The organism is Methanobrevibacter sp. (assembly GCF_017427765.1).
In the GTDB taxonomy this organism is placed as follows: Archaea; Methanobacteriota; Methanobacteria; order Methanobacteriales; family Methanobacteriaceae; genus Methanocatella.
The window spans coordinates 98,415-117,916 of record NZ_JAFRSC010000026.1 but is presented as its reverse complement, the minus strand read 5'-3'; the positions used below and the strand labels follow the sequence as shown (position 1 = coordinate 117,916).

Here is a 19,502-nt window from a genome sequence, read left to right as displayed (position 1 = left end):
AAGGAAATTTATCCTATAACCAGTAATAAATATTAAACATTACCATTTAAAATTTCATAATACTTTGTTTTAAATGAAATAAGAGGTTTGAAATGAGTAGAAAAGATATCGGCATGATTGCAGAGATAATGAAAAACGATTTTAAATCTGTGTTTTCCAACCCTATTGTAACAATCGTGTTAATTGGAATTATAATTTTACCTTCACTTTACGCTCTTCTAAATATCCAGGCATGCTGGGATCCTTATGGAAATACCGGTGAAGTTCAATTCGCAATAGCCAATCTTGATGAAGGTGCAACAGTAGACGGTGAAAAATTAAATGTCGGAAATGAACTTGTCAAGGATTTGAAGAAAAATGACAAGTTTAACTGGACATTTACAACGGAAGATGACCTGCGGGACGGAGTTTACACGGGAAAATATTATTCGGGCATAATAATACCAAAAAACCTGAGTGAAAATGTCGTTTCAATTACAGGTGACGACCCACAACAGGCAAAACTTGAATATCTCGTCAATGTAAAATCCAACCCAGTGGCTACAAAATTAACAGATTCCGGTGCAAATGCGGTTTATACTGCTCTTAATGCCAAAATTGTTGAAATCATTAACCTTGCAGCATATGGAAAACTTGGAGAATTGCAAGAAGGTCTTGCTTCAGGTGCAAGTCAGTTATCAGGCGGAGCAAGCCAGCTTCAATCAGGTGCATCGCAGGTTTCATCCGGTGCAGGACAGGTGGCATCAGGAGTAAACCAAGTCGAAGATGGTGCAAGCCAAGTTACGGATGGAGCAAGCCAGCTTCAAAAAGGTTCTGAATCAGTCAAACAGGGAGCAAGTCAAGTTCAACAGGGTTCAGAAGAATTGGATGCTGCAGTTGATTCATCCTTAATACCTGAAGGACCTGTAAAAGAGTATGTTGAAAGCAGCTCCGAACTTGCAAAAGGAAGCGGAAAAGTTGCTGAAGGTTCATCCCAATTAGCCGATGGAGCTAGTGAGTTAGCTGGAGGAGCAAGTACTTTAGCCGGCGGTTCAGTTGAGCTCGCAGAAGGTTCATTGAGCCTTGCTGCAGGTGCCGAGTTACTTGGAAACTCCGCAGCGCAAGCATTATTTACCGCAGCAGGATCACTGGGGTCAACTGCAAATATGCTTGGGGAATTAACCGGAATCAATGAAACAATACTTGGAGACTATTTCTATTCACCTGTCAAATTAGACAGACACGAAGTATTTTCAGTTCCTGATTACGGATCCAATGTAGCCCCATTCTATCTCGTATTATCCATGTGGGTTGGTGCACTGATTACCTGCGTAATGATTGAACCGAAATCAAGTGCCGGAACCAAATATTCTCCGTTTGAAATGTATTCCGGAAAGCTTTTGATTTATATAATACTGAGCATACTTCAGGCGTGCGTAACAATAATTGGAGCTCATCTTTTAGGTGTTTATATAACTAATTATGCATTATTTATATCATCGGCAATTCTGGTATCGGCAGTGTTTATGATTTTAATATATTCAATAATATCTGCAGTCGGAACTGTTGGAAAGGGTATTGCGGTAATTCTTTTAGTACTTCAGATATCTGCAACCGGAGGAATCTATCCAATCGAAATCATGCATAAGTTTTTCCAAACATTATATCCATTTATGCCAATGACATACGCAATCAGCTTAATCCGTGAAGCGCAGCTTGGTGTTGTTTGGGCGAATTATATTCCTGCATTGATTATTCTTCTAGCTATAGGTATTGTTACTGTTATTGTTGCAGTATTAATTAAAGAAAAAGCGGATAAAGCTTCAAAGTACTTTGAAGAAAAATTAGAAGAAAGTGAATTATTTTAGAGGTTGACTACAACTTCTCTTTTTTTATTTTTAATATCTGGCATTTATAGAAATAATACTCTAATTTTAAAAATATTGAAATTGCCAAAAAAAGTTTTAAAATAAAAAGTGAGGCCACAGGGATTTGAACCCCGATCCTGGGATTTCTCTTGTCTCAGTACTCCAATTGATCATCACAACGGATACTGTTCAGTTACGCGTATATTTCTTCAAAGACAACTGGAGTCCCAGATGATGCCAGGTTACACTATAGCCCCATACAATATACTATAATAAATATATTTTGATAATATTTAAATGTTAGCATTTAGTCAAATTTCATCTGTTTATCGATACCTGCTATTTCGTCAATTTCCAAACCTTTTTCCAAAGCATAATCCTTTTCTACCTTATAATTACCATTTCTGGTTCTGGGAGTATTTACCGGTTCTAAAAAAAGCCATTTTGTATATTTAAACCTAACTCCAATATATGCTTTAGCACCAAATATTTCAGAAAAATTGCACAAATCAGAAATTTGAGCCTCATCAATGTAAACTTTATCTTTGGTGGTTGTTTTAACTTCAATTGCAAGATAAATTTTACCGTTTCCAGCAACAACATCAGGCAACGGATTTTTAGTAGCACCGCCAGATGCAGGAGCCCTCATTGCGGCAAAATTCCTATCCCAAAGTTTATGTACCAAATCCCTTTCTTCAGCAGACCCTTTTTTAGCCATAATAACACTCAATAAATAATATAATTTTAATAGTATTTAAAAAAAATGTGAGAGCATTTGAAAAGTAATAAGAAAAACAGTTTTATTAATGGGGCCGGGGCCGAGATTCGAACCCGAGTCCCGGGATCCACAGTCCCGGAGGATGACCACCTACCCTACCCCGGCATTGATAGATTAAATAAAAATTGTTAAAGTGCGGGAGCAGGGATTCGAACCCTGGAAGACCTGCGTCAACAGGTCCTAAGCCTGTCCCCTTTGGCCTCTCGGGCACCCCCGCTTATGAAAAAAACAAAGGATACATAGAAACCATAAAAAATCTTAACAAATTTTTAAAAATGCTCCGGCCGGGATTCGAACCCGAGTCTTCGGCTCGAAAGGCCGAAATGATTGGCCGGACTACACCACCGGAGCATACAAATACAAATAAAGTTTTAATTAACATGGGCCCAATGGGGTTTGAACCCATGACCTTCCGGTTATGAGCCGGACGCTCTACCTGGCTAAGCTATAGGCCCAAAAGCGCCGTCGACAGGGCTCGAACCTGTGACCAATCGGTTAACAGCCGAACGCTCTACCTACTGAGCTACGACGGCATAAGAACACCATCTAACTTAACCAAATAAAACCCATGATTAAAAATCAAAAGACTTTAAACAGTAATAATAATTATTATTTGGATACTATATAAACCTTTTGGTTTTTTGGAAAATTATTGTAAAATAATAAAATTCTATAAAATAATTTATTATGAACTAATATATAAACTTTAAGAAACTTATATTAAAATATGGATTTAGACATATTCGACCTAATTAAAAAAGCTAATAAAACAACTTTAAATAAGCATGGAAACTTGATAACCCTTGAAAGAGCGGTGTTTCTATCCTGGTGGTGTGACAAGGGAGACTGTGCATTCTGTTATATGTCAACACAAAAAAATAAAATCAAAGATCCGACAAAAGCCAGAAGAAACATTTACAACATTTATGCAGAAGCGGAAATGTGCAGACGCCTAGACTGGAATATTGAGTTTTTATCTGGAGGATATGAATCATTTACCACCCAAGAAATTAAAGAAATAGCTACAACCATCAAAAACATTACAGGAGATGGAGTTTGGCTAAACACCGGCATAACCGATGAGTTAGGAGAATATGGTTCTGAAATTAAAGGAATAACCGGGGCTGTTGAAGTAGCCAATCCACAGATTCATGAAAGAGTATGTCCGTCCAAAAAGTTAGATGATATCAGCAATATGTTAGATGTTGCCGGAGATTTGGGCTTTAAAAAGGCAATCACCATAATTTTAGGCCTTGGCGAGACACTGGATGACGTTAATTATATTATAGACTATATCAAAGACCACAAGATAGACCGCATAATATTTTATTCCCTAAATCCTCACAAGGAAACAGTCTATGCAAACTCATCACAGCCTGCCTCACTTTACTATGCCCAAGTTGTGGCCCAAGTGAGATTGGCATTTCCAGACATAGAGATAATATGCGGAACCTGGATAGACAATCTGGCGAATATCGGAATTCTAATTTTAAGCGGAGCCAATGGAATCACCAAATTCCCATTATTCAAAATGTTTGGAACAAAATATGGAAAAAGAGTTGAAGAAGAGGTCAAATGGGCGGGACGTGATTTGAAAGGCACATTTACTGATAAAAACATGCTAGGTCCTCAAAAAAGTGAAGTTTCACCAGATTTGGACAAGTTTATTAAACGTTATGTTAAAGAATCACTGAAAAATAAATATTAAACCAAACACCATTTTATAATTAAATCACCTACTTTTCGAAAATCTTTATAAATTACATAAAATAAATATTATTATAATATAAAAATTATCCAATTGGAGGAATTACTATTAGTGACGATGTCGATATGATGTGTGGACTTGAAATCCACGTACAATTAGAAACCGAATCAAAATTATTCTGTGATTGTCCTACAAATTATCAGGACGCACCGGCAAATACAAACATCTGTCCAGTTTGTTTAAACCAGCCGGGTGCTAAACCACATCCTACAAACGAAAAAGCATTGGAAAATGCTTTAATGATTGCATTAATGTTAAACTGTGAAATTGACCAAGGTGTTACATACTTTATGAGAAAACACTATGATTATCCGGATTTGCCTTCAGGCTATCAGAGAACCTCCGTACCTATCGGAATCCAAGGGGAATTAAACGGAATCAGAATTAGAGAAATCCACGTTGAAGAAGACCCTGGCCAATACAAACCAGATTTAGGTATTGTCAACTTCAACCGTTCAGGAATTCCACTTGTTGAAATTGTTACCGAACCGGATATCAAATCTCCGGAAGAAGCAAGAAACTTCTTAAAAGAGTTAATCCGTGTTTTACAGTATAGTGGAGCCGCTCGTGGTGAAGGAACAATGAGAGCAGATGTAAATATATCCATCAACGGTGGAAACAGAGTAGAGATGAAAAACATCAACTCCATTAAAAGTGCATACAAAGCTTTGAATTTCGAACTCATCAGACAGAAAAATACTGTTAAAAGAGGCGGAGTTATCAAACAGGAGACACGTGCATATATCGACAATGGTAAAACCGGATCCACCAAACACATGAGATTTAAAGAAGATGCTGATGATTACAGATTCATTACCGATCCTGACTTACCACCAATGGAAATTTTAGATGAAACAATCGAAAAAGTTTTGGACGTGATGCCTGAAGCTCCTCACAACAAAGTGAAAAGATTTGTCAGCGAATACAAAGTTGATGATGAAACTGCAAAAGTTTTAACTTCAGAAATTGATTTAGCTATTGCTTATGAAGAAGTTGTAAAAGAAATTGATCCTATTTTTGCAGGTAAATGGATGAGAGACGAGCTAAAAAGAGTTTTATCATATAACAAATTAGACTTTGCCGACAGTGAAATTAAAGCAAATGATTTGATTGAATTATTCAACATGATTCAAAACAAAGAGATTACTGTTAAGGCAGGTCAGAGAATCATCGAACAGATGCCGAACAATGAAAAATCACCAAAAGCCATTGCAGAAGAAATGGGATTATTGGGCGTTGTTAAAGATGATGAAATTTTAGCTGCTGTAAAACAGGCTATCGATGAAAATCCTAAAGCTGTAGATGACTACTTAAATGGTCAAAAAGCTTCAATAAACTTTTTGGTAGGACAAGTCATGAGATTGACCAGAGGAAAAGCAGATCCTGGAGAAACTGTTAAACTCCTAAAAGAAAATATCGAATAGAGGTTGAACAATGGCTGAAAAGAAATCCTATGTAAAATATTACATGACAAAAAATGTTATCAGTGTATCTCCCAATACAAAAACTGATGAAATCATCAATTTAATGAAAGAGAGCCACCACAACAGTTATCCTGTTGTTAAAGACAATAAATTAGTGGGAATGGTAACTGCATTCGATATCGTAGCTAAACCATGGACAGAAACAGTTGACGGAATCATGACCACCAAATTGGTTGTTGCTAATCAGGATCTATCCATTAATGATGCATCAAGAGTAATGTTCAGACGAGGAATTTCACGCATGCCTGTTGTAAACGGAGAAGGAGAGTTAGTCGGAATTATTACCAACACAGATATGGTAAGGTCACATATTGAAAGATCAACACCAAATAAAGTAGAATACTTCAAAAGAACTTTAGAACAATTATACGGCATCAAAACTACTTTAAAACACATTGCTGTTGAAACCGATAAACTAAGACCAACCCAGGACAGAGTTTATGCCGATGAACTGGAAGGCAGAGCTTACGAATTAGAAAAAGGACTGGCCGAACCGGCAATTGTGGTTAAAACCGGAGACAGATGGATTTTAGTTGACGGACATCACAGAGCAGTTGCATCAGCGCAGAGAGGCTATGAAACTGTTGATTCATATGTCATTGATTTGGGCCAAGACATCAGATTGGGAATGGAAAAAACCGCCGATAAAGCAGGAATATACACATTTGATGACATTGAAATCATTGATGATGATAAACATCCTTTAATTGCACTTACTGAAAGTTTACAGGACCAAGAGTCAAAAGGTGGCAATTAGATGACTGATGATAAAATCATAAGAGAAGTATATGAAGTATTAAAATCAAGACGGGACAATCCGATTGATTCATACACTTCAAATATTATGCAGGACAGCGATAAAAAAGCTGAAGATAAGATTCTAGAAAAGATTGCTGAAGAAGCCGGTGAAGTTCTCATTGCAGCAAAAAATGATGAAAATCTCGTTTATGAATCAGTCGATTTGATTTTCCACACATTACTCATATTGGTCTATAAAGGAATAGAAATCGATGAAATATTTGAGGAATTTGCCAAAAGAAGAAAATAATTAGAATAAAGCGGTAAAAACATGTTTGACACATATGCTGAGAAAAAATTTTTATTAAAGCAATTAGTCAAAAGGGATTTGACTTCAAAATATAAAGATTCAGTTTTAGGAATAGCTTGGAGTTTTCTTAATCCGTTATTGATAATGATAGTGTTTACAGCTATTTTTTCAATGCTCTTCGGTCGTCAAATTGACAATTACCCCGTTTACTTCCTGTCCGGAAGAGTAATTTATGATTTCTACAAATCAGCAACACAGGGAGCAATGACCTCCGTTAAAGGAAATTCTTCCATTCTTAAAAAGATTTACGTTCCGAAATACATGTTTACAGTTAGTAAAATCTGTTATGAATTTATTAACTTTTTAATTTCATTTATAATCTTATTTGGAGTAATGTTTGTTACAGGTGCTCAATTCCACCTAACAACAATATTTGCAGTTATTCCACTGTTCTTTTTGATAGTGTTAATATTTGGAGTGGGATTAATCCTAGCAGTCAGCAACACCTATTTCACAGACGTTGAACATTTATACGGTGTTTTCGCATTGATATTAATGTATGCTTCCGCACTGTTTTATCCGATGGAAATCGTACCGGTTACCGTGCAGAAACTGTTTACATTAAACCCGATATACTGTGCAATCACATCATTTAGAGAATGTGTCGTTTATGGATTAATACCGAATATGTCTACAGTGGCTTACTTGGCAGTATTCGCATTTACAACATTAGGCATCGGAATAATATTGTTTAATATATATAATAAAAAATTAGCTTTAGAATTATAAGATAGGTTTTATTATGAGTTTGATAGAAAAATTGAAGAATATTTTTAATAAACAAGAATATGCTCAAATTGAATCAGAAGAAAAACCTATTGTAAAAATTGAGCCGAAATACAAGAACATGACAATACTTGCACCGGGTAAAACCGTTTACGACGGTGACGAGAATTATTTCTACATGGAAGTTCATGACGAGAATAATGAACCTATCGCAAATGAAACCATACATGCCAAGATTTCCGGTGAAGAGTATGAATTCGTATCACTTGAAAACGGACTTGTAAGATGGCGTATTGATTTACCTCCAAAAAAACATACTATTAAAATTCAGTTCCCTAACGGAGAGTACTCACAGGTCATTGAAAGTGAACTGAATGTTCGAAAAGCCGCCAGAAAACCTAAAAACAAAAAAGATAGTAAGCCTAATTTAAGACATTGCTCACTTAATGCTCCAAACATGAAAATGTATATTCACAATGAGGGGCAGTTTTACGCTAAACTAAGAGACTACAAATATAATGCAATCCCTAATGAAAAAGTGAAAATCACTTTAAATGATGAAACTCACGAGCTAATAACCGATGATGCGGGATTTGCAAGATTGGATATCGAAAATCTCGGTCCCGGAAAATATGAGGTCATATCCGAATTTGAAGGAAGCGACAAATATGACTGCTGCAGGGCAAAATCCCAATTGCAGATGGCCATCAGGGATATAGACAAGGAAGTCATCATCGATGTTGAAAATCTGACAATGGAATTCAAAGTTACTAAAGATAAAATTGACACATTAAAGGAATTTATTATCAGAACCATCAAAAGAAATAAAGAGGAACAGGAAAAAATAAGAGTCATTGATGATATTTCATTTAAGGTTTATAAAGGGGACAAGTTAGGTATTCTCGGGTTCAACGGTGCTGGAAAAAGTACTTTATTAAAAATTATGGCCGGAATCTATGAACCTACATCAGGATCAATAACCACCTACGGAAAAATTGCACCATTGCTGGAGCTTGGTGCCGGTTTTGATAAAAATTACACAGGTAAAAATAATATTTATTTAAATGGAGCTTTGTTAAGCATCAGCGAAGATGTCATCAAAGAAAAATATGATGAAATCGTTGAATTTTCAGAACTTGGCGAGTTTATTAATTATCCAATTAAAAATTATTCTTCAGGTATGAGGACAAAATTAGGTTTCTCAATAGCTACACAGATTAATCCGGATATCTTAATCATTGATGAAATCCTTGCTGTGGGAGACATTAAATTCAAGAAGAAAAGTGCTGAAAAAATCGATTCAATGATGAAAGATGGAGTTACAGTGTTGCTGGTTTCACATTCCCTGCCTCAAATCAAAAGAATCTGTGACAGATGCATTTGGCTTGAAAATGGAAAAATAAAGATGTATGGTGAAGCTGAAGAAGTATGTGCCGCATACGTCAAAGGTGCGAAAAGCGACTATAAAAAAGAAAAGAAAAAGAAAAAATAGGTTTTAAAATGGATAAAAGATGGATTTATATTTTAATTATATTTATTATCGGAATTTCATGCTTATATTTAGTTGCCGATTCATCAACCACAATAGGAAAAGCAACTGTTAAAGTGAATGCGTATCTGATTACAATACCCGATTCATTCAACATTGACAATACCGGCGGACAATATGCCCAATTAATCAACAGGAATACAAAAGAATACATTACTATTGTGGATTTAGGTAAGGGAGATTTAATCAAACAGAGTGTGGACGAAAAGACAGACTCCCTTGAAAACAACGGATCTTTTAGCAACATAGATAAGTTTAGCCTTAAAATAGATGATGATTCAATACCAAGCATCTCTTACGAATCTTATGATAACAATACAATAAACCAGGTGTCCTATTTCACCAAATACAATCATACGTTTTCAATCGAAAGCACAAATTTCCTCAAGAACGATACAATAAAAGATAACGTGAAATTTATTATTGATTCATTAGCTCCTAATTATAAGCAAAAACAGGATTAATATGAGTGAATTCAAATTTTCAATCATAATTGCGGCATATAATTCCGAAGAAGGAATTGAAAAATGCATTAAATCTATTATAAAACAAACATTAACATTTAAAGATAATACTGAAATAATCCTCATCAATGACGGCAGCAGAGATAATACCGGCGAGATTTGTGAAAGCTTTGCATCAAAATATCCTGAAAATATCACCTACATCTCAAAAAAACATGAAGGTAACGGATCCAGCAGAAACCTGGGGCTTGAATATGCCCGTGGAGACTATATACAATTTTTAGATGGAGACGATTATCTTTCCAGAAATACATTGAAGAATGTTTCAGATTTCTTTCAGGAAAATAATAATGTGGAAATTGTCTCAATTCCAACTACATTTTTGAAATCCGATAATTCCTACCCTTATTTTGATTTGAAATATGAAAAAACAAGAGTAGTGAGTCTGATAGAATTTCCGGAATTTATCCAGGTGCAGACCAATCCCTGTTTTTTTAAAAGAGATTTAATCAAACATGCAAAATTTTCTCATCAGATTAAACTTTCAGAAGAAATCTATTTTTTAAACAATCTGCTTATTGACAATTCAAATTTGGGAATTTGCAGCGAATGCAGATATTACAATAATCGAATAATGGAAAAAAGTGCCCTATTAAACATAATATCCAACTCAAAAGAAGTTGACGGGGATAAAGTGAGATATTATTTAAGGAATCTTATTGAACGGGGTGTTGAGAAATATACTCAGATTCCAGATTTCATACAGAATACAATTTTATATTATTTCAATGAGATTATACTGAATGAATCCATCAACGAAAAGCTAACTCCGCAGGAGATAAAAAGATTAAGCAGTGAAATGAGAGATATTTTAAAATACATTGATGACAGAAACATCTACAACAAAATCCACATTGATGAAAAAATAAAAACTTTTCTTGTTTTCCTAAAAAACGACTATTCCTATAAAAGAGAAGATTTCTTTAAATTAACTAAATCATTAAAATTGGATACAGTTTTTATTGACATATATGAAATTATCAATGATGAATTGTATATTATGGCAAATATAAACTCCATTGACTTTGATGAAAAAATAGAGGTATATGTAAACGATGAAAAAATCGAAACCAAAATAATTGATTTCCCGCAAAGAGAAAAATATTATCTCAATGAAAGATATCTCATTAACACAACTTTCGAATTCAGATTAAAATTGAATGAAAATAAAAACTATAACCTCAAATTCAAATCAGCCATCTATGGAGATTTGCATATTGACTTTTCAAGGCCGTGTAACTTTTCAAAAGTAGTGGGATATGCAAAAACCAAAAAATACCTAAGCTCACTAAAAAATGATCAAATCAATATAACTAAAAAAACAAAAATCAGATGGATTAAAAAAGAGCTTAAAGCCCTTGGAAAAATGTTAAAAAATAAATCACCAGGATTTGAAACAGCAATCCCTATAAGAGCAATATATTTTGCATTATATCCATTCCTAAAAAATAAACGCATATGGTTTTACATGGATTTCCCCACACTAGCTGATGATAACGGAATGCATCTTTTCAGATATTCAGTAAAGCAAAATGATGAAGATATCAAAAAATATTTCGTTATTGATAAAAATTCCAAAGATTATGAAAAAATGAAAGAAATCGGACCGGTTATTAGCTATCACTCAATAAAGCACAGAATTTTAGGATTATTTGCAGAAAAGATTATCACATCACATCCGGACAATAACTATATTTATGCGTTCTGGGGACATTACCCCAATTTTGCAGGCATTTTGAAATCAAGCACAATATTCCTGCAGCACGGAATAACACTCAACAACATTTCCAGCTGGCTGAATAAGTTTGACAAAAACCTGGATTTCCTATTGACTGCATCCAAAAAGGAATATGATTCCCTGTTTAAATATTATTACAATTATGATGAAGATATCATCCAGCTTTTAGGATTTCCGAGATTCGACAATCTAAGAGATGAAAAAACAAGAACAATATTATTAATGCCTACATGGAGAAGATACCTTAATAATGAAAATAAATACACCATAAGTAATTCCAGTTATCTTAAGGCATATAACTCCCTTATTAATAACAAGAAACTTATTGAAAAATTAAAAGAGAACAACTATACAATAATCTTCAGACCTCACCCACATGTATACAATTTCATTAGCCTATTTGATGAAAACGAATATATCCGAATAGATTATGAAAGAGGCAGTTATCAGGATCTCTTTAAAACAGGAGCTCTTTTAATAACCGATTACTCATCAGTGGCATTTGATTTCGCATACCTTAAAAAACCTGTTTTATATTATCAATATGGTGAAGATTATCATTTTAATTTGGATGAAAGTTATTTTAATTTCGAAACAATGGGTTTTGGAGAAGTATGCTCAAATGAAGATGAACTGGTGGAACTGGTTGGAGAATATATTGAAAATGACTGTAAAATGAAAGAAAAACATGTGAAAAATGTAGAAGACTATTTCATTTTTACCGATAAGAACAACTGTAAAAGGGTACATGACGCCATTAAAAAACTTCAGCCTAGAGAATAAACTCCATATTATACATTCCCCTTTCAAAACCGGCAATTTTAACTCTTTTTTTATTAAACTCTTTAAAACCTAAAGATTCATACAGTTTCTTTGCGCCTTCATTTCTGAAATCCGCATCAAGAATCACTCTTGAGAAATTTTTGGATTTGGCATAATCAATTACATCCAATATAACTTTTCTGCCCAGTCCCTGACCTCTTTGAGACTCATCAATGGCGATTTCAGCAAGATACAAGTCATCTTTTTTTATATCGCACAATACAAAATAATCCAGAATATCAACAAGGACCAATTTTAAAGATTTAAAATGAAATTCATGCTTATCGTCATGCAGATAAATGCTTACATATCCAATGATATGTTTATCATCATCCAAAATAACCTTAAAATTTTCATTAATATTCTTTTTTAGCAAATAGCTTGAAATTGAACTTATGGCCTGCTTATCTGATTTGAAAAATAAATCGAATGTCCTATAATCAACATCATAAACCAGTTTAGCAACATGTAAGACATCATGCATTTCAGGATTGAAAGTTTCATAAATCAAATTAATCACTATTGACAATAGTTAATGCAAAAACACCCGCTCCGAATCCATTATCAATATTGACAACAGCAATTCCAGGAGCACATGACTGAAGCATGGCATCAAGAGCTACACGGCCCCCTTCACCAACACCATAACCTACAGATGTCGGAACTCCAATGACCGGAACGTCAACAAGTCCTGCAACGACTGAAGGAAGAGCTCCCTCCATTCCAGCACATACAATAAAAACTCTGACTCCCTCTTTTACCATATGCGCAATCTGCGGAAACAGCCTGTGGATTCCAGCAACACCAATATCATAGGAAGTTATGGCTTCACATCCCCCTTCCTCAACAATTACCTTTGCCTCTTCAGCAATATTAATATCTGAAGTTCCGGCAGTGATAATGCCAACTTTTGCAATTTTTTCTTTTATTTTTTCTTCCTTTCTGATAACTAAAATTTGAGCTCTTTTATTATAGTCGAAAATTAATGAATTTTCGCCAAAATCGGCTAAAATCTTTTCATATCTCTTTTGTGATAATTTGGTAATTATTAAATCTTCATCATTATTTTCCAAATACTTTTTAACAATCACTAACAAATCTTCATAGTCTTTGCTTGGAGAAAAAATCGCCTCCGGAAAACCTGTGCGCTCACAGCGTTTATTGTCGAATTTGGCAATTTCATCAAATTCAAGAATTGAATCCGCTTTTAAGAGAGTTTCCGCCTCATCAATATTCAGCTCTCCACTGACCAGTCTTTCAAGAATTTCTTTCATATTAATAATATAGGATAAAATTTTATATAAAATTTAACTTAAATAATATATCTATGAAAGCCCAAAAGATTTTAACCCAAGGAATAGTTCAGGGAGTAGGTTTTAGACCTTATGTATACCGACTTGCATCTGAATTAAACATAAAAGGATATGTCAGAAACCTTGGAAATGTAGTTGAAATCATAATTGAGGGTGAAAATACTGACTTATTTATTGAAAGATTACCTAAAGAACTGCCGCCGATAGCTAAAATAGATTCCATGAATGTGGAGAATATTGACTGTAAAAATTATGCTGATTTTGAAATCCTGGAAAGTGGAGACACATATTCAGGAATTAGTGTGATTCCACCGGATATTGCCATTTGCGATAAATGTTTGGATGAAATAAGAAATCCAAATGATAGGCGATACAAATATGCCTTTAATGCATGTACGGACTGCGGACCAAGATTTACAGTTATTGAAAGTGTTCCCTATGACAGAATCAGAACATCAATGGATGAATTCCCGCTGTGTGATGACTGCCTTGGCGAATACAGACAACCGCTTGACAGAAGATATCACGGCGAAGCTATTTGCTGTCCTGACTGCGGGCCTCAAATGGCATTTTATGAAGGTAAAACTAAGGTAACCTGCGAAAATCCCATCAAAATGGGTGCGGACATATTAAAAGAAGGTAAGATTTTAGCCATTAAAGGAATTGGTGGAACCCATTTAGTCGTTGATGCATATAATGATGAGGCCATTTGCGAATTGAGAAAACGTCTGAACCGTCCGAATCAGGCCTTTGCAGTAATGAGTAAAGATTTGAAATCCGTTCAAAATTATGCGCAGATTTCAAAAAAGGAAATTGAAACAATCACTTCAAATAAAAGACCAATCGTTATTTTAAAGAAAAATGACAATTATCCGTTTCCTGAAAGTTTATCTCCGGGACTGCACAATATTGGTGTGATGCTTCCTTATTCACCAATGCATTATTTGCTGTTTGATGAAGGAGACATTGACACTTATGTAATGACATCTGCAAATATACCTGGAGAGCCTATGATGATTGAAAACGAAGAAATAATCAATGGCGTTAATGATTATTCTCTTGTGCACAATCGGGCAATTTTAAACAGATGTGATGACTCCGTTATCCGCTTTAGAAATAACGAACTGTCATTTATCCGAAGATCACGGGGATACACACCAGAACCCTATACAATTAACTATGAAGTTAATGATTGCGATGTACTTGCATTGGGTCCGGAACTTGATGTGACATTTTCAATTGCCAAAGACAATATCGTATATCCGTCCCAGCACATTGGAAATACAAATAAGCCCAAAACATTAGACTTTCTACGCCAGGCCATTGAAAATATGGAAAGAATCACTAAAATCAATGAATTTGACGTGATTGCCTGTGATATGCATCCTCATTTTTTTACAACAAGACTGGCCCATGAATTAGCCGAGAAATATGGTGCTGAAGTAATGCCTATCCAACACCACCATGCCCACACTGTTGCACTTGCAAATGACCACTCAATTGATGAAATGATAGCAATTACCGCTGACGGAGTGGGATATGGAAGTGACTCTACAAGTTGGGGAGGAGAAATTCTTTACACAAACATTAACAGTTTTGAAAGGCTTGCTAATTTGCAGCCTCAACTGATGCCGGGAGGAGATGTGGCAACAAGATACCCCGCAAGAATGCTTGCAAGCATCCTGAATGATGAGGAGCTGATTAAAAATTATTCCAAATATTTCAAATATGGCGAAAAAGAAATTCAGATGATTTTCAAACAGCTCAAATCCGGTTTGAATGTTGGTAAAACAACAAGTACGGGCAGAGTCCTGGATTCCATGGCTGTGGCGCTTGAAGTATGTCATGAGAGAACTTATGAAGGAGAATGTTCCATGAAACTCGAATCATGTGCATATTATGCAACCAAAGAGCTGGAAATCCCATACATCATTGAAAATGATACATTAAATACAACCGAAATTTTAAAAGAAGTTGTAAGGTTATATCAAAATGGAGAAAAAAAGGCGAATGTTGCTTATGCAGGTCAAAATGCAGTTTCAAAAGGTTTGGCAGAACTTGCAATTAAAGCGGCTGATAAAAAGAACATTTCAGATATCGGCGCTACCGGAGGGTGTTTTTATAATGAAGCCATCACAAATGCTGTTAAAAACCATGTTGAAAAAAACGGATACAATTTCATTCAGCACTTAAACACCTGCGCAGGAGACGGATCAGTTTCCCTCGGACAGGCAATTATCGCTAAAAAAAGATAAAAAATGGTTTAAAAAATAAACCATTGAATTAATGACCACAAATAGTTATTTATCTATTATTTAAAGTTCTCTCGAGAATATATTCTGCTCTTTCTTTAAGATTACCGTATAATCTAATCTGATTTTTAAGCTCATCAATAGCTTCAAGCTGGCCGGCATCAATTCTCTTTTCGATGTCCAGTAATTTAGACCATTCGTCACCTGAAGGGAGCTGAAGAGTATTTAACATGTCCTCTGAAAGGTTAACGTCGAATGTATTTCTATTAATGGTAATATGGATATTAACCTCATTTTGCAAATCATAATATTTACGCGGACGGCCCCTTAAGATTTTTTTATAAGAAGAGTTCAGGATACCTATTTCTTCCATAGCACGCAAATGCTCTATGATTGCCTTTTGACCAATGTCAAGCTCGTTTGAGATTTCACTGACAAACATAGGTTCTTCTCTTAAGAGGTTTATAATATCCCTTCTGGTTTTACAACCCATTACATCGAGTATATCTTCTTTATCAATCTCTCCTAAGTGGTCGTTATAGTTTCCTCTAATTTCTATGTGGCCATTAGAAGAATTGACATTTCTTTTATTTTTTGGAATGTCGTTACTATTATTCATGATTATACATTATATTAAAAATTATATATAAATCCATATGTTTTTGTTACAACATGTAAGAAAATGTGAAAATTAAATTAAATCCATTTAATTTCAAATATAAAAATAAATATTATTTTTAAAATCATATTAGTAATTCTGCTTGTTAAAATTGAAAAAATAAAAATTTATAACATCATATTAATAAAATAAACTGATTTACATTAGAATAACATTCAGTTACAATAATCAAAAATATCGAAACCTTTATATAACTTTTTGTTACTATAATATAGTAAGAGAAAGATAACTTTTTGTTACTTTAATATTTGGTTTAGAAAAACTTAAAGTAATAACTCTAATATGATGAACCATTTTCCTATATGTCCATAAATTCCCAAAAACCAAATATTAAGGGACTTAAAGTATGATTCTCGATTAAGAGTTATTACAACAGTTTTTCAAAAAAAACCTAAAAAAGGTGTCCATATGACTGACGAAAAAAAGAGTGAAACTGAAGTTAACGAAGAAGATCTTCAAGAAAAAACCGAAGAAGAACCTATTGATGAGTTAGCTCTTAAAGATGAAGAAATTGCAAAACTCAAAGAAGATCTCAAAAAACAAGAAGCTGAAACTCAGGAATATATTTCACTTTCCCAAAGACTTCAGGCGGATTTTGAAAATTTCAAAAAGATTACTGACAAACAAAATAAAGAAATCATAAAATTCGCTAATGAAAATATTATAAAAGAGTTTTTAGATTGTTATGAAGACTTCGGTAGAGCTTTAGAAATTGAAAATGATGACAATTTAAGAGAAGGAATAGAACTTACATATAACAAGTTCAAAGACATTTTGACAAAACAGGGCGTTGAAGAAATTCCTGCAAAAGGTGAAAAATTTGATTTGAACAAGCATGAAGCATTAATGGTTCAAAAATCAGATGATGTTGAAAATGGATATGTTATAGACGAACTGATGAAAGGGTATATGTATAAAGATAAAGTTCTTAAATACTCAAAAGTTATTGTTTGTAAAAAATAATATTACGTTTATTTAATTATATAATAAAAAAAATTGGTGATAATTATGTCTGATACTAAAAAAGAAAAAATTATTGGAATTGATTTAGGTACAAGTAACTCAGCAGCATCAGTGCTTGTAGGAGGAAAACCAACTACAATCCCATCTGCAGAAGGAGCAAGCCAATACGGTAAATCCTTCCCAAGTTATGTTGCTTTTACTGAAGAAGGACAAATGTTAGTTGGAGAACCTGCAAGAAGACAAGCAGTTACCAACCCTGAAAACACTATTAGTGCTATCAAAAGAAGTATGGGTACTGACCACAAAGTAACTGTAAACGGAAAACAATATTCCCCACAGGAAATCTCTGCATTCATCTTGCAAAAAATTAAAAAAGATGCTGAAACCTTCCTCGGAGAACCTATTCAAAAAGCGGTAATTACCGTACCTGCTTACTTTGACGACAACCAAAGAACAGCAACCAAAGATGCTGGAACTATTGCAGGTCTTGATGTAGTAAGACTTGTAAACGAACCGACCGCAGCAAGCCTTGCATACGGTCTTGATAAAGCTGATGAAGAAGACATGAACATTATGGTTTACGATTTAGGTGGAGGTACCTTAGACGTAACAATCATGGAATTCGGTGGAGGAGTATTTGAAGTAAGATCCACAAGCGGAGATACCCAACTTGGTGGTACAGACATGGACAACGTATTAATCAAATACTTAGCTGATGAATTCAAAGCACAAGAAGGTATTGACTTAATGGATAATGACCAGGCAGTACAAAGATTAAGAGAAGCTGCAGAAAAAGCAAAAATCGAATTATCCACCACCACAACCACTGAAGTAAACTTACCATTTATTGCAATGGGAACAGACGGAACTCCTAAAAACTTAATTATTTCTCTTACAAGAGCAAAATTAGAAGAGTTAGTTGATTCCATTGTAGAAAAATCAGGAAAACCAATGCAACAAGCATTAGATGATGCTAAAATGAACAAAAGCGATATTGATAAAATCATCTTAGTTGGTGGACCTACCAGAATGCCAATCGTACAACAATTTGTAGAAAAATTCATTGGAAAACCTGTTGAACGTGGTATCGACCCAATGGAATGTGTATCAATGGGTGCAGCTATTCAAGGAGGAGTATTAGCCGGTGAAATTAAAGACATCGTTCTTTTAGATGTAACTCCATTATCATTAGGTATTGAAACCTTAGGTGGAGTATCAACCACATTAATTGAAAGAAACACTACTATTCCTACCAAGAAAAGCCAAGTATTCTCCACTGCTGCAGATAATCAGCCATCTGTAGACATCAATGTATTGCAAGGAGAAAGGAAAATGGCTGCAGACAACACTTCACTTGGACGTTTCCAACTTGTCGGAATCCCACCTGCACCAAGAGGTGTTCCGCAAATTGAAGTAACTTTCGATATTGACGCTAACGGTATTATTAACGTAACTGCTAAAGACAAAGGAACAGGTAAAGAACAGGCTATTACAATTACCTCTTCAACCAAATTGTCTGATGAAGAAATTGAACAAAAAATCAAAGAAGCAGAAATGAACGCCGAAGCAGATGCAAAAAGACAAGAAGAAATCGAAATCAGAAACAACGCAGACTCATTAATTTACACTTCAGAAAAAACCTTAGACGAACTCAAAGATCAAGTATCTGAAGAAGAAAAAACAAAAGTCGAAGGTCTTGTAGCTGAATTAAGAGAACTTATAGCTGGCGATGATGTTGCTGCCATTAAAGAAAAGTCTGATGAACTATCAAATGTAGTTCAAGAGATTGGTGCAAAAATATACCAACAAGCACAAGCTGAGGCACAAGCTCAACAACAACAAGCTGGAGCTGACCCTAATGCAGGTGCTCAAGACAACAACGATGATGACACAATTGATGCAGACTATGAAGTAAAAGACTAGATTAAATAATATAGTTTTATTACATTGT

16 protein-coding genes and 6 tRNA genes are annotated in these 19,502 nt (G+C 34.6%); 12 read left to right on the top strand and 10 right to left on the bottom strand.

Annotation, left to right across the window (positions count from 1 at the left end; translation table 11 throughout):
* Positions 1 to 92 precede the first annotated feature (92 nt).
* Positions 93 to 1,847, top strand: coding sequence for a YhgE/Pip domain-containing protein (locus IJL02_RS08030; RefSeq protein ID WP_292814583.1), 1,755 nt, complete (start codon positions 93 to 95; stop codon positions 1,845 to 1,847).
* Positions 1,848 to 1,956: 109 nt separating this feature from the next.
* Here the strand turns inward: IJL02_RS08030 and IJL02_RS08025 are convergent.
* The 7 genes from IJL02_RS08025 to IJL02_RS07995 form a co-directional block, all read right to left on the bottom strand.
* Positions 1,957 to 2,104: transfer RNA gene (locus IJL02_RS08025), tRNA-Trp, on the bottom strand.
* Positions 2,105 to 2,154: 50 nt separating this feature from the next.
* Positions 2,155 to 2,565, bottom strand: a complete 411-nt coding sequence (hjc, locus tag IJL02_RS08020; protein ID WP_292814580.1) for a Holliday junction resolvase Hjc — start codon at positions 2,563 to 2,565, stop codon at positions 2,155 to 2,157.
* A gap of 89 nt (positions 2,566 to 2,654) precedes the next feature.
* Positions 2,655 to 2,730 (bottom strand) — tRNA-His (locus IJL02_RS08015).
* A gap of 29 nt (positions 2,731 to 2,759) precedes the next feature.
* Positions 2,760 to 2,842: transfer RNA gene (locus IJL02_RS08010), tRNA-Leu, on the bottom strand.
* A gap of 59 nt (positions 2,843 to 2,901) precedes the next feature.
* Positions 2,902 to 2,976, bottom strand: a tRNA-Glu gene (locus IJL02_RS08005).
* Positions 2,977 to 3,006: 30 nt separating this feature from the next.
* Positions 3,007 to 3,080 (bottom strand) — tRNA-Ile (locus tag IJL02_RS08000).
* A 5-nt stretch (positions 3,081 to 3,085) separates the two neighbouring features.
* A tRNA-Asn gene (locus IJL02_RS07995) sits at positions 3,086 to 3,158 on the bottom strand.
* A 194-nt stretch (positions 3,159 to 3,352) separates the two neighbouring features.
* Between IJL02_RS07995 and IJL02_RS07990 the strand changes: the two genes are divergently transcribed.
* From IJL02_RS07990 to IJL02_RS07955, 8 genes are all read left to right on the top strand, one after another.
* A complete protein-coding gene (locus IJL02_RS07990) occupies positions 3,353 to 4,333 on the top strand; it encodes a radical SAM protein (protein WP_292814576.1) in 981 nt (326 codons plus the stop codon).
* Positions 4,334 to 4,458: 125 nt separating this feature from the next.
* Positions 4,459 to 5,817: an Asp-tRNA(Asn)/Glu-tRNA(Gln) amidotransferase subunit GatB gene (gene gatB / locus IJL02_RS07985; protein WP_292814573.1), complete on the top strand. Its 1,359-nt coding sequence runs from the start codon at positions 4,459 to 4,461 to the stop codon at positions 5,815 to 5,817.
* A gap of 10 nt (positions 5,818 to 5,827) precedes the next feature.
* A complete protein-coding gene (locus IJL02_RS07980; RefSeq protein WP_292814570.1) occupies positions 5,828 to 6,634 on the top strand; it encodes a CBS domain-containing protein in 807 nt (268 codons plus the stop codon).
* Positions 6,635 to 6,925, top strand: a complete 291-nt coding sequence (gene hisE / locus IJL02_RS07975; protein ID WP_292814563.1) for a phosphoribosyl-ATP diphosphatase — start codon at positions 6,635 to 6,637, stop codon at positions 6,923 to 6,925.
* A gap of 21 nt (positions 6,926 to 6,946) precedes the next feature.
* Complete coding sequence (locus tag IJL02_RS07970; RefSeq protein ID WP_292814559.1) at positions 6,947 to 7,714, top strand: ABC transporter permease; 768 nt, start codon at positions 6,947 to 6,949, stop codon at positions 7,712 to 7,714.
* Between the two features lie 13 nt (positions 7,715 to 7,727).
* Positions 7,728 to 9,203 carry an ABC transporter ATP-binding protein gene (locus IJL02_RS07965; RefSeq protein ID WP_292814556.1) on the top strand — a complete coding sequence of 492 codons (1,476 nt, stop codon included), beginning with the start codon at positions 7,728 to 7,730 and terminating at the stop codon, positions 9,201 to 9,203.
* A gap of 8 nt (positions 9,204 to 9,211) precedes the next feature.
* Positions 9,212 to 9,724, top strand: a complete 513-nt coding sequence (locus IJL02_RS07960) for a hypothetical protein (RefSeq protein ID WP_292814553.1) — start codon at positions 9,212 to 9,214, stop codon at positions 9,722 to 9,724.
* A 1-nt stretch (position 9,725) separates the two neighbouring features.
* Positions 9,726 to 12,305, top strand: a complete 2,580-nt coding sequence (locus tag IJL02_RS07955; RefSeq protein WP_292814548.1) for a CDP-glycerol glycerophosphotransferase family protein — start codon at positions 9,726 to 9,728, stop codon at positions 12,303 to 12,305.
* Here the strand turns inward: IJL02_RS07955 and IJL02_RS07950 are convergent.
* Positions 12,295 to 12,864 (bottom strand): N-acetyltransferase, encoded by a 570-nt coding sequence (locus IJL02_RS07950; RefSeq protein ID WP_292814544.1) that lies wholly within the window; start codon positions 12,862 to 12,864, stop codon positions 12,295 to 12,297. The genes IJL02_RS07955 and IJL02_RS07950 overlap by 11 nt on opposite strands.
* A complete protein-coding gene (gene larB / locus IJL02_RS07945) occupies positions 12,857 to 13,618 on the bottom strand; it encodes a nickel pincer cofactor biosynthesis protein LarB (RefSeq protein ID WP_292814541.1) in 762 nt (253 codons plus the stop codon). Before larB ends, IJL02_RS07950 begins: the two co-directional genes overlap by 8 nt.
* Before the next feature lie 53 nt (positions 13,619 to 13,671).
* Between larB and hypF the strand changes: the two genes are divergently transcribed.
* Positions 13,672 to 15,912, top strand: a complete 2,241-nt coding sequence (hypF, locus tag IJL02_RS07940) for a carbamoyltransferase HypF (protein ID WP_292814537.1) — start codon at positions 13,672 to 13,674, stop codon at positions 15,910 to 15,912.
* A 49-nt stretch (positions 15,913 to 15,961) separates the two neighbouring features.
* Here the strand turns inward: hypF and IJL02_RS07935 are convergent, their stop codons facing one another.
* Positions 15,962 to 16,528: an ArsR family transcriptional regulator gene (locus IJL02_RS07935; RefSeq protein WP_292814535.1), complete on the bottom strand. Its 567-nt coding sequence runs from the start codon at positions 16,526 to 16,528 to the stop codon at positions 15,962 to 15,964.
* A gap of 468 nt (positions 16,529 to 16,996) precedes the next feature.
* Between IJL02_RS07935 and IJL02_RS07930 the strand changes: the two genes are divergently transcribed.
* Positions 16,997 to 17,551 carry a nucleotide exchange factor GrpE gene (locus IJL02_RS07930; RefSeq protein ID WP_292814532.1) on the top strand — a complete coding sequence of 185 codons (555 nt, stop codon included), beginning with the start codon at positions 16,997 to 16,999 and terminating at the stop codon, positions 17,549 to 17,551.
* Positions 17,552 to 17,596: 45 nt separating this feature from the next.
* Positions 17,597 to 19,474, top strand: a complete 1,878-nt coding sequence (gene dnaK, locus IJL02_RS07925) for a molecular chaperone DnaK (RefSeq protein ID WP_292814529.1) — start codon at positions 17,597 to 17,599, stop codon at positions 19,472 to 19,474.
* Positions 19,475 to 19,502 lie beyond the last annotated feature (28 nt).